We start from the raw sequence: 11,305 nt of genomic DNA, 5'->3' as shown, positions 1-11,305 counted from the left end.
CGTCCCCGCTCCCCACTGCTCCACCCGGACCCGTTCCGATCCGCCCGAGCACGTCCCGACGTCCCGACGTTCCGCATCCCGACGTTCCGCATCCCGATCCGGCATCCGTCCGGATCGACCCGTCACGGCCCGGAGGCCCGCATGCCCGAGATGAACGGCACCTACAAGCCCGGCACCCCCTGCTGGATCGACCTGATGGTCCCCGACCAGCAGGCCGCCCTCGACTTCTACCGCGACCTCTTCGGCTGGCAGGGGGAGATCGGTTCGCCGGAGACCGGCGGCTACTCCGTGTGCACCCTCCAGGGCAGGCCGGTGGCCGGCGTCATGCGGGCCTCCAACCCGGACGGCACCACCCCCGACCCGATGCCCCCGTCCGTGTGGACGACCTACCTGGCCACGGAGGACGTCGGCGCCACCCTCGCGGCGGTCCAGGAGGCGGGCGGCAGCGTGATGATGGGCCCGATGGACGTGATGGACCTCGGGCGGATGGCCGTCGTCGTCGACCCGACCGGCGCCGTCGTCGGCCTCTGGCAGGCCGGGACCTTCCCGGGCGCGGGCATCGCCAACGAGCACGGGGCCTTCGTCTGGAACGAACTGAGCACCGGCGACACCGCCGGGGCCGCCGCGTTCTACTCCGCCGTGCTGCCGCTCACCACGAAGCGGTCGGAGATGCCCGGCGCCGAGGGGTACACGGAGTTCCAGGTCGCCGGCCGCTCGGTCGGCGGGATGATGGACCTCACCGCGCAGCCGGCCGGGGTTCCGCCGCACTGGCTGACGTACTTCAACGTCGACGACGTCGACAGCGTCCAGGCGGCGGCGGTCCGGGCCGGCGCCGAGGTCAAGGCGCCGGCGTTCGACATGCCGGCGGGCCGCATGGCCGTTCTCGCCGACCCGCAGGGAGCGGTTTTCGCGGTGATCGACCCTTCCGCGGGCTGACCCGACCGCCCGACTCCCGCCGTATCGCCGGACGTTGACGGTCCGCCGCCCCGCCGGGCGGCGGACCGCCTCACGTGCCGGACGGTCAACAGGGCGTGCTGGTGGGAGAGTCCGGCCGGTCAGGCACCGCGGAACCGGGCGAAGGAGTTGTTCAGGCCGCGTTTCAGCAGCCGGGCGGTGGGACGTTCGACGCAGCGATGGATCAGATGGCTCAGCAGCAGGAAGCCCGCGATGACGGTGAGCACCAGGGCCCGTGGGTCCAGCGTGTCGTGCAGGCGGCTGATCAGCGTCGTACCGGCCGCGTAGTGGGTCAGGTACAGCGGATACGTCAGGGCGCCCGCCGTGACGAGCCAGCGCCCGCGCACCCGGTCGGTCAGGCCGAGCGCGACGGCGACCATCAGGAGCAGGAAGCCGGTGAATATCACCATGCTGCCGCGCCAGCTCGACACGTGCTCCACGGTGTCTATCCGATGCCCCAGCTCCGCCTGGCCCATCAGCCAGGACAGCACGAGGACGGCCCACAGCAGCAGGTCCTGCCCGAACCGGTGCATGAGGTACAGGGCGAGTCCCGCGATGAAGAACCAGGCGCCCTCGGGGTCCGCGACCAGGATCAGCAGCGGGGACTTCGACACCGGGGCGAGCATCGCCACGGCGCCCCAGCCGCAGCAGAACAGCACCACCTTGCGGTACGTGGTCCCCGTCGCCACCACGATCAGGAACAGCAGGTAGAAGCGCAGCTCCGACCAGAGCGTCCAGTAGACGCCGTCGACGTTCGGCACGCCCGAACCGGACTGCAGCATCGTCAGGTTGATCAGCACCTCGCGCAGCCGCAGCCGTTCCCACACCCCGGGCAGGGCCGCCACCACGCAGGTGGTGATGACGACCCCGCACCAGTAGGCCGGGTACAGCCGCATGACGCGCGACACGAAGAACTGGCGCGGGGTGCGGTCCCAGCACGACATGCAGATCACGAAGCCGCTGATGACGAAGAAGATCTCGACACCGATCCAGCCGTAGGAGGCGAACCGGAACACGGTGGGCATGATCTCGGACACCGGCCGGCCCCAGACCACGTTGCCGGGCCGGTTCATCCTGGCGGTGCCCGCGTAGTGGTGCACCGCCACCATCAGCGCGGCGGCGAGGCGGATGGCGTCGATCGCGTACAGCCGGCGGCCCGTGCGTCCGGGAACGGCGGCGTGCCTGCGGGGTACCGGCGGCCGGTCGGCCGTGGTGACCCCGCCGGCCGGGAGCGGCCCGGCGGGCGGCGGCAGCGGCTGCCGCGAACCGTTGAGGACGGGCCGTACGGGGGGTGACGGTCTGCCGTCCGGGCCGGGCATCGACACCTCGCGTTCTCGCCGGGAGTCCGGGGCCTGAGTGCCACCGGTCGCCTCACGCTACGGCCGCCACAGTCACCCCAGAAGACGCGTAACCACCCATACTCCTCCCCGGTGGCTTGACTTTTTGTCAATTGATCGGCTGCCCGCCCACGAGCATTTCCCGGCCGTTCGCTTGACGCGGTCGCCGCCGACGGTGTCGGCGTGCCAAAAGGCTTTGCGCCAGGCCGAGTTGAGACCGCTCCCGGTCATTTCCAGCTCAGCACGAGCCCGTGCGGCGACGTGTGGGGAAGTGGCCTTCCGGTGTGTGCGTCGAGCACGACGCGGTCGGCGACGGGGTGTGCCGTCCGCACCGTGACCGGGGTCGCCCGCGCCTGCTTGGTGCAGACGCCGCCGTCGTTGCCGCGGTGCCCGGCGCGGGCGGAGAGCACCAGGCTGCCCCGGGTCTCCAGCACGGCCACCGAGGGGGTCTCCTCGCACGCCCCCTGAACGGCGATCACGGTGACGGAACGCCCGTCGGCCGCGACCCCGGCCAGTTGCCCGAGCGCACGGCCCGGCACGTCGTCGGGGGCCGGCCCGATCGGTGACCGGGGGAGCGGCGAGGGGACGGCGGCGGCCTGCCTGAGCGGTGCGGCGTAACCGTCGAGGGTGAACAGCCAGGCCGGAACCGTCGCCGGCCCCCGGCTGGTCCGCACCGTCGTCCGGCCCGGCCGCACCCCGACCACGGTGAGGTGCGGCCCGGCGTCCGAGCGGCCGCCGACCAGGCTCTCGTACGACGCTGCGGCGCCCACGAGCGGTCGCGCGAGGGAGCGGCCCCCGGTCCATGTCACCCGACCACCAACGGGGTTGGCGGTGGCCAGGGTGCCGCGCAGGACGAAGTTCCCGTCCCGGAAAGCCTGTTCGTCGGCCCGGTTGTGCAGTCCACCGCGCGGTGGCAGGGTCACCTCGCCCATGGGGTGATAGCCAACCCGCCAGGCGCGGGCGGCGGTTGACCCGTCCCAGGCGGCGGCGACGGCACGGGCGCGCCGCGCCGACGCCCGCGCGTCGGCCGCCGCGTCCCGCCCGCCGCCACTGTCGCAGCCGGCGACGACTCCCAGGCCGACGGCGCACGCCACGATCACGGTGAACGGGCTGAGCAGGTGTGACCTCAGGCTGCGCACGGGAACCCCCGGATCGTCGCGGCACCACGGTCACCGGCGGACACCGGTGACCCCGGTCCGACTCCCGGGCGCCGCGGACGGTTCCGAATGCCTTGTCCCGCAACGAGGTTGAGGAGCGGTCCGGGAACCCGGTCAGCTTCCGCCGCGTGTGCGCGTCGCGTCCCCCGCCGCGGGGAGCCGGCCCGCCCGGTCGGTCACACCGTTCTCGATCTCCGCCGAACTGGACATCAGGGAACCGGCCTTGGCGTACGACGTGTCCTTGGCGAGGACGGTACGGGACCCCAGGAACGTGAAGTCCTTCGCGTCGAAGACCCACTCCGTACGGAAGACGTGCCGGCTGTCCTCACGGACGATGCCGAGCCCTCCGCGGCCGATCGCGTCGCGCGCGTCCGGGGCGGCGGTCACGCCGGGGATCCTCGCCGCCGCCCGGTACAGCGCGGCGGCCGTGCGCGGCGGCATCACCTCGCCGAGCAGGTCCCCGATCTCGTCGAACACCCACTGGTCCGGTTCGCTGTCGTTGGTCGACGGCATCCGGGACTTGAGGTACGCCAGCAGTTCGTCGGGGTCGGTGGGCAGCGAGCCGAGCCACTTGTAGGTGGGGCGGCTGATCCCGGCCGGGGTGCCGCCCGTGTCGCCGAACTCCGCGTTGAGACGGGACGTCACGCCGTCGACCCGCACGAGCCCCTGCCGCATGACGGGAGCGGGGTCCTGGGAGAGCCACTTCTCGGAGTCCTGCAACGGTCCCAGGACCGCCTTCCCGCTCGTGATGTCCGCGCCGCGGACCTTCTCCCGGGTGTAGACGTACTGGTCGTCGCGCACGGTCGGCACGGCGCGCCGTCCCGCGGCGTCGGAGATCCGCGCCAGGACGGCCGCGACAGGCTGCATCCGGGTGTCGCCCGCGCCGCCGCCCGGGGTCTGCCGCCCGGTGTGCGTCAGCGCGACCCCGGCGGTCAGCGCGCCGGCCACGGCGAGCGCGGTGGCCGGTGCCAGGAGCGCGGGGCGGAGCAGCCGGCGCGGGGGCCGAGGGGCCGGGACGGCCGTACGGCCGGTGCCGGTGCCGGCGTCGGTATCCGCGTCGATGTGCCGGAGCAGCCGCTCCCTGTGGTGCAGGAACCGCTCGGCCGGAAGGTCCCACTCGGCGGGAGCGGGCAGCATCCGGGCGATTTCGTCGCGGTCCGGCACGGCCGCGGCGTCTTCCGCGACGCCCTTCGCGATGTTCTTCGTGTCGTCCTTCATGCGAGCTTCTCCCCTGCGGTCAGAGCCGCGGACGCGGCCTCACCTGTTGTCTCTCCGCGGGCGCCGGACCGTTCCCCGCCTCGTTCCATGCCTTCTTCCGCCATGGCGGCGAGCTTTCTGCGGGCGCGCGAGAGCCGCGAACGCACGGTCCCCACCGCGATGCCCAGCGCGTCGGCGGTCTGCCGGTAGTCCAGACCGCCCCACACGCACAGGGCCAGCACCTCCCGTTCCTGGCGCCGGAGCCGGCCCAGACTCGCGTGCACGGCGCGCAGGCGTCGCGCGTCGTCGATGCGTCCGGCGGTCTCCCCGGCGAAGTCCTCCTGCGGGCGCGGCTGTTGCTGCCGCGCCAGGAAGCCCTGGCGCCTGCGGAACCCCCTTCGGGCGTTCTCCGCCTTGTGGGTGGCGATGCCGAGCAGCCAGGGCAGGAGCGTCCCGCCGTCCTCCTCGACCCGCGTCCGGGCCCGCCAGGCGGCCAGGAAGGTCTCGGACATGACCTCCTCGGCCGTCGACCAGTCACCGGTCAGCCGCAGCCCGTGGTTGTAGACCGCTCGCGCGTGCCGCTCGTAGAGCAGGGCGAACGCCGCACGGTCGCCGTCGCGTACGCGACGGCGCGTCTCGTTGTCTTCTTCCCTCACACCAGGTTCTCTCCGCGGCCGCAGGGGGGTTCCCGTGACCTGCGTCACCGGCCGCCCGGGTCCGCCGCCGGGGCGCCCTACGCCGTCGCGCGCAACAGACGGCGGTAGTGCAGGGGCGAGTGGCCGACCGCGCGTTTGAACGCGGTGCTGAAGGCGCTCTCCGAGCCGTAGCCCAGTTCGGCGGCGAGGGAGCCGATCCGCACGTCGCGGTCGCGCAGCGCACGCCGGGCGAGCAGCATGCGCCACTGCGACAGGTAGGTCAGCGGCGGCGTCCCGGCCACCGTGCGGAAGCGCTCGGCGAAACTGGTGCGCGACATACCGGCGGCGCGGGCCAGTTCGGGGAGGCTCCAGGTCCGTCCGGGCTGTTCGTGGATCAGGCGCAGGGCCGGGCGCAGCGGTTCGTCGGCGAGCAGCCGCAGCCAGCCGACCGGCGCCTCCTCCTGGTCCAGATAGGCGCGCAGCATTTCGAGCAGGAGCAGCTGTCCGTTCTGGCGGACGGCGAACCCCGCGCCCAGCCTGCCGCTGGACCCCTCGTCGAAGAGCCGTTCCACGATGCCGCCCAGGCGGGAGGCGGCCGACGTCGCCGCGTGCACGTGCACCAGGCCGGGCAGCGCCGCGGCCAGCAGGCTCAGCCCCGCCGGGCTCACCTCGATCCAGCCGCCGACCAGCACATCGTCGGTGGCGAGGTCGGCCGAGGCCAGCGCCATGGCGTCGAAGCCCGCCTCGGGCACCAGTTCCACCGGCGTCCCGTCGCCGCGGCCGCCGCGCACGTGGAGGCTGGTGCGGTGGTTGAGCAGCACGACGTCGCCGGGGGCCATCTCGACGGGCCCGTCCGGGCCGCCCGGCCCGTCCACGCGGACCCGGGCCGATCCGGCGACCAGTGCGACGAGCTTGAGCGGATGGGACACCGCGCCCCTGGACGCCCACGGCCCGCGCACCGCGAAGCCGCCCGTCACCATGCCCCGTACTTCGATCAGATCGAGGACGTCGGACAACACGTCGGCGGCGGCCACATCAGACATGTCCGTACTCTCGCGCAGAAAAAGCGGACGCACAACCATTCAGAGTTCGCGACGGGCGGCCGACAGTGGAGGTATGACAGCACAGCAGCCCCTCGGTACCCCCTTCACCGCCGCCTCCACCGCCGCCGACGTCCTCGACGGACTCGACCTGACCGGCCGGGAGACGGTCGTCACCGGTGGCCACGGCCGGCTCGGCCGCGAGGTCACCCGCGCCCTCGCCGCGGCCGGTGCCACCGTGACCGTGGCGGCACGCGACCCCCGGCGCGCGGCGGCGGCGGTCGACGGGATCGAAGGGGTACGTGTCGAACAGCTCGACCTCACCGAGCCCGCGTCCGTGGACGCCTTCGCCCGGCGCCGGCTCGCCTCCGGCCGGCCGCTGCACACGCTGGTCAACAACGCGGCCGTGCTGTTCTCGCCCGACCCGCTGCGCGACGCCCGGGGCCACGAACTGCAGTTCTCCACCTCGCACCTCGGCCACTTCCGGCTCACCCGGGCACTCCTGCCGGCCCTGCTGGCCACTCCGGGCGCGCGGGTGGTCACGGTGACCTCGGGCGCGGCCCGCCTGGGCGAGATCCGCTGGGACGACCCGGACTTCACCTCCGGGTACGACCCCGGCGCCGCGTACTGCCAGGCCAAGCTGGCCAACGTCCTGTTCACCGTCGAGCTGGACCGCAGGTACGCCGACCAGGACGTCCGGGCCTTCGCCGCCCACCCCGGCGTGGTCGTCGGTCCCGGCCCCTTCACCCCCGAGGAGGCGGCGGGCTACCGCGCGCAGGGCCTGGTCGACGACGAGGGGCGCACCGTCATCGACCCCGAAGCCGGAAAGAAGACGATCGAGCAGGGCGCCGCGACCCTCGTCCTCGGCGCGGCGAGCCCCCTCCTGAACGGCCACGGAGGCGTCTACCTCAAGGACAGCGACATCGCCGAACTCGACGACGAGGTGCGCCCGTTGACCGCCGACAGCATCCCCTCCGACGCCAGCACGGCCATGCTCGACCCCGCCGCCGCACGCCGCCTGTGGACCCTGAGCGAGCAACTCGACGCCTGACCGGGCGACTTGAGCCGCCCACCCCGCAACCGGCCCGGCCCGCCGCCCGGATGCCGCGCCCGTTCCGGTCGGGGCCGGCCCCGGGCGCCAGGTGCGGGAGGTACGGGAGGTGCCGCGTGCGCGGTCGAAAACCTCTGCCCCGGGTGGCGGTCAGCCGTTCCAGGGCTGCCAGCGGTCCTCTCCTGCGGCATCGAGGTTGCTGAGCCACACGAGGGCCCCTCCCACCAGACCGGGTTTGTCCTGGTACGCCATCGCGGGGTGTTCGAGGGCGTCAGCGGTTCCTTCCAGATAGGTGACGAGTGTGTCGACCTCCTCGTCGGGGGGTTCGTTGTAGCGCGACCAACGCCCCAGCGAGCCGGTCTCGGAGTCGAGGTACAGCCCCGAGGTGCTGTCGGCGGGGCCGAGGGCGAAGACGGGAATCCGGCTCGGCCTCCACACGGTGATCCGCTCGTACTCGGCCCGCTGGGCGTTGAGGGCGTCTTGGTGATTCTGGGCGTCCATCTTCAGCCGGTAGGTGGCAGCCGCGGCGGCCGGTGTCATCAGGGCCGTGTTGCCGGGCAGGCAGCCCCGGCCCCCCGCACCGTCGTCGCCCGCCGACAACAGCCACAGTGCCCGCAGTCCGGCGGGCAGCGGAAAGCCCAGGTCGGCCTCCAGGTCGGCAATGGCGGCAGAGGAGGCGCCGGGCCGGAGCGCCGCCCAGGACTCCGGCGCGTGGCGCTGGAGCCAGCCGACGATGCGCTGCCAGGCATCGGTGACCTCCCGTACGGAGATCGCCTCGACAGCAGGGTCGGCGGAGGCGTGTGCCTCCTCCGCCGGCTCCTCGGCCGGGGTGACATGCGGGCCTTCGCCGGTCGGCGCGAGGGTCAGGCAGCGGATCTCCAAGCGGTGGGGCTCCCGGATATAACCGACCGTCAAAGCCGGACAGTCCTCGAACAGGTCGCCGGAGACCGCGACGGTGAGGACCCCCGCACGTCCGGAGGGCGATCCCAGGCCCGGCTCCTCGGCCAGCTGCCGAGCCACGACCTTGAGCGCATAGGGAACACCGGCACCCAACCGGGCTGCGGCTTCGCGGACTTGATCTGCTACGTCAACATGCACGGACGGCTGCTCCCGTTCACCCACCGACAACTCCACTCACTGCGCCGGTCGGCCGTTCCCAGCCCCGGTCGGAAGGTTCGCTCCCAGTTCCTCCACCGTCCCGGGCGGGCACAGGACGCCTCCCTCGTCAGCCCTCCCCGGCTGGGCGCGCGGGGGAGAGTCTAGGACCGGATCGGGCCACCGCGACCGAGGAAACGGCACCGGGTTCCGACACCCCGAGCGTCTGCGGATCACCGACCGTCGGCGGCCGGTCGCCCAACACGGTCCAGGGCGAAGCACCCAAGAACCCCGAGGCCCCCAAGGACCGGACATCGACCAACTCGGCTTTGAGGCAGGGCAGTCGGGGGCGACGCACCGAATCGCGTAAGCGGTCCCGGCAGACGCGCGCCACGGCGGTCCCCCTCACCACCCCGGATGCCGCGCCCGCCGCCCGAACAACAACCGCCCCGGTTCCGGTGGCGGGACGGTCCCCGCCTTCAGTGGCCACGCCAGGAACATGCCGACCGCGAAGCCGACGACGTGGGCCATGTAGGCCACCGTGCCCGCGTCGGTGGTGGCGTGGCCCCCCGAGTCGAAGGCCTGGAGGACGAACCAGAAGCCGAGGACGATCCACGCCGGAAGGCGCAGCGGGAGGAAGAAGAGGAAGGGGACCAGGATCCAGACCCGGGCCTTCGGATACAGGACCAGGTACGCGCCCAGGACGCCCGCTATGGCGCCCGAGGCTCCGATCAGGGGGTCGGACGAACCGGGGTCAGTGAGGGCGAAGCCGTACGCCGCCGCGTAACCGCACACCAGGTAGAAGAGCGCGAAGCGGACGTGGCCCATCCGGTCTTCGATGTTGTTTCCGAAGATCCACAGGAACAGCATGTTGCCCAGCAGGTGCAGCCAGCCGCCGTGCAGGAACATCGCCGTCAGGACCGACAGCGCGGGGGACTTGTCGTAGTCGGGCGGGGCGACGACGCAGGTCGTGCCCTGTGCGCCCGTGCTGCCCACCGTTCCCGTCGGGACCAGTTGGGGGAGCTGGTGGTGGATCAGCTCCTTCGGGACCGCGGCGTACTGGTCCAGGAACGCGTGCAGGTGGCAGAGCTGCGAGGCGGCGCTGTCGCCGGCCACCGACCCGGCCAGGCCCGGTGTGTACAGGAACACCAGGACGTTGATGCCGATGAGCGCGTACGTCACCCAGGGGGTGCGGCGCGTGGGATTGACGTCATGGACGGGGATGACCACACAGAAGTACTGCCCTCGTTGGCCGCCGTGAACCGGGCCGGAACCGGGCCGGAACCGCGACGGGGCGGGCGGGACGCGGGACGCCCCTCCGCCCCCTCCCGTCCGCCCCTCCCGCTCTCAGGAACCCCCTGCCCGTACCGCCGCCACCGCCTTGCGCGCCGCCACCAGGACCGGGTCCCAGACCGGGGAGAACGGGGGCGCGTAGCCGAGGTCCAGGGCCGTCATCTGCTCCGCCGTCATGCCCGCAGTCAGGGCCACCGCCGCGATGTCGATGCGTTTCGCCGCGCCCTCGCGGCCGACGATCTGGACGCCGAGCAGGCGTCCCGTGCGGCGCTCGGCGAGCATCTTCACCGTCATCGGGGACGCGTCCGGGTAGTAGCCCGCACGGCTCGTCGACTCGATGGTGACCGCCTCGAAGCGCAGCCCCACCCGCAGCGCGTCCTTCTCGCGCAGGCCGGTCCGCGCGATCTCCAGGTCGCACACCTTGCTGACCGCCGTGCCGACCACACCGGGGAACGTGGCGTAGCCGCCGCCCACGTTGGTGCCGATCACCTGCCCGTGCTTGTTGGCGTGGGTGCCCAGCGGTACGTGCCGCAACTGGCCGGAGACCAGGTCGAGCACCTCGACGCAGTCGCCGCCGGCCCACACGTTCTCGTACCCGCGCACCCGCATCGCCCGGTCCGTCAGCAGCCCGCCGTGCACACCCAGCGGCAGGCCCGCGGCCTCGGCCAGCGTCGTCTCGGGCCGCACGCCGATGCCCACGACGACGACGTCCGCCGGGTACTCGGCGTCCTTCGTGGCCACCGCCCGCACCCGGCCGTCCGCGTCCGTGCACACCTCGGTGACCTCGGCGCCGTTCACGACGGTGATGTCCAGGCCCTCCATCGCCTCGTGCACCAGACGGCCCATGTCGGGGTCGAGCGTCGACATCGGCTCCCTGCCGCGGTTCACGACGGTCACCGCGTACCCGCGCTTGATGAGCGCCTCCGCCATCTCCACGCCGATGTAGCCCGCGCCGACCACCACCGCGCGGCGGCCCGTCGTCGAGCCCAGCGTGTCGAGGAGCGCCTGGCCGTCGCCGAGGGTCTGCACGCCGTGCACGCCGGGGGCGTCGAAGCCGGGGATGTCCGGCAGCAGCGGCCGGGCCCCGGTCCCGAGGACCAGCTTGTCGTACGAGGTCCACCGCTCCGCGCCCGAGTCGAGGTCCCGGGAGCGCACCCGGCCGCCCTCGACGTCGAGTTCGGTGACCTCGGTGCGCATCCGCAGGTCGATGTCGCGCGAGCGGTGCTCCTCCGGCGTGCGGGCGATCAGGCTGTCCCGGTCGGGGACGTCGCCGCCCACCCAGTAGGGGATGCCGCACGCGGAGTACGAGGTGAAGCGGCCGCGTTCGAACGCCACGATCTCCAGCTCGTCGGGCCCCCGCAGGCGCCGGGCCTGCGACGCCGCGGACATGCCCGCGGCGTCGCCCCCGATTACCACCAGCCGTTCCCGTCTCCCGCCGCCGCCGCGCGCGTCGTCGGCGGGGTCGGCGGAGTGGGCAGGGTCGGCGGGGCCGGCAGCGTCCATGTTCATGTGAACACGCTACGTGCGGGCGGAACTTCGGGCCCGC

General features: G+C 73.0%; 10 protein-coding genes. 2 read left to right on the top strand and 8 right to left on the bottom strand.

The features are described 5' to 3' along the window. Nucleotides 1–150 precede the first annotated feature (150 nt). On the top strand, nucleotides 151–936 hold the full coding sequence (locus ACFZA0_RS33105) for a VOC family protein (protein WP_391023967.1): 786 nt from the start codon (nucleotides 151–153) through the stop codon (nucleotides 934–936). 119 nt (nucleotides 937–1,055) lie between these two features. Here the strand turns inward: ACFZA0_RS33105 and ACFZA0_RS33100 are convergent, their stop codons facing one another. From ACFZA0_RS33100 to ACFZA0_RS33080, 5 genes are all read right to left on the bottom strand, one after another. Beyond that, on the bottom strand, nucleotides 1,056–2,273 hold the full coding sequence (locus ACFZA0_RS33100; RefSeq protein ID WP_391023848.1) for an acyltransferase family protein: 1,218 nt from the start codon (nucleotides 2,271–2,273) through the stop codon (nucleotides 1,056–1,058). A 245-nt stretch (nucleotides 2,274–2,518) separates the two neighbouring features. Continuing rightward, on the bottom strand, nucleotides 2,519–3,430 hold the full coding sequence (locus ACFZA0_RS33095) for a hypothetical protein (protein ID WP_391023846.1): 912 nt from the start codon (nucleotides 3,428–3,430) through the stop codon (nucleotides 2,519–2,521). 132 nt (nucleotides 3,431–3,562) lie between these two features. Further along, the gene (locus ACFZA0_RS33090) at nucleotides 3,563–4,666 is read right to left on the bottom strand and encodes a CU044_5270 family protein (RefSeq protein WP_391023844.1); all 1,104 of its coding nucleotides are present in this window, start codon (nucleotides 4,664–4,666) and stop codon (nucleotides 3,563–3,565) included. Then, nucleotides 4,663–5,301 carry a sigma-70 family RNA polymerase sigma factor gene (locus ACFZA0_RS33085; RefSeq protein WP_391023842.1) on the bottom strand — a complete coding sequence of 213 codons (639 nt, stop codon included), beginning with the start codon at nucleotides 5,299–5,301 and terminating at the stop codon, nucleotides 4,663–4,665. Before ACFZA0_RS33085 ends, ACFZA0_RS33090 begins: the two co-directional genes overlap by 4 nt. A 77-nt stretch (nucleotides 5,302–5,378) precedes the next feature. Continuing rightward, nucleotides 5,379–6,323, bottom strand: coding sequence for a cupin domain-containing protein (locus tag ACFZA0_RS33080; protein WP_391023840.1), 945 nt, complete (start codon nucleotides 6,321–6,323; stop codon nucleotides 5,379–5,381). Nucleotides 6,324–6,396: 73 nt separating this feature from the next. On the opposite strand from ACFZA0_RS33080, the gene ACFZA0_RS33075 reads away from it, so the two are divergent. Continuing rightward, entirely contained in the window at nucleotides 6,397–7,371 is a 975-nt protein-coding gene (locus tag ACFZA0_RS33075) for an SDR family NAD(P)-dependent oxidoreductase (protein ID WP_391023838.1), read from the top strand. 150 nt (nucleotides 7,372–7,521) lie between these two features. Here the strand turns inward: ACFZA0_RS33075 and ACFZA0_RS33070 are convergent, their stop codons facing one another. The 3 genes from ACFZA0_RS33070 to ACFZA0_RS33060 all read right to left on the bottom strand — a co-directional run bounded on the left by ACFZA0_RS33070 (nucleotide 7,522) and on the right by ACFZA0_RS33060 (nucleotide 11,262). After that, a complete protein-coding gene (locus ACFZA0_RS33070) occupies nucleotides 7,522–8,391 on the bottom strand; it encodes a hypothetical protein (RefSeq protein WP_391023837.1) in 870 nt (289 codons plus the stop codon). Nucleotides 8,392–8,871: 480 nt separating this feature from the next. Next, complete coding sequence (locus tag ACFZA0_RS33065) at nucleotides 8,872–9,696, bottom strand: rhomboid family intramembrane serine protease (RefSeq protein ID WP_391023835.1); 825 nt, start codon at nucleotides 9,694–9,696, stop codon at nucleotides 8,872–8,874. Between the two features lie 117 nt (nucleotides 9,697–9,813). After that, nucleotides 9,814–11,262 (bottom strand): FAD-dependent oxidoreductase, encoded by a 1,449-nt coding sequence (locus tag ACFZA0_RS33060; protein ID WP_391023965.1) that lies wholly within the window; start codon nucleotides 11,260–11,262, stop codon nucleotides 9,814–9,816. Nucleotides 11,263–11,305: the final 43 nt, after the last annotated feature.

This window comes from Streptomyces sp. NPDC008150, assembly GCF_042956945.1.
Classification (GTDB): domain Bacteria; phylum Actinomycetota; class Actinomycetes; order Streptomycetales; family Streptomycetaceae; genus Streptomyces.
This window is presented reverse-complemented; position numbering and strand designations above follow the sequence as displayed.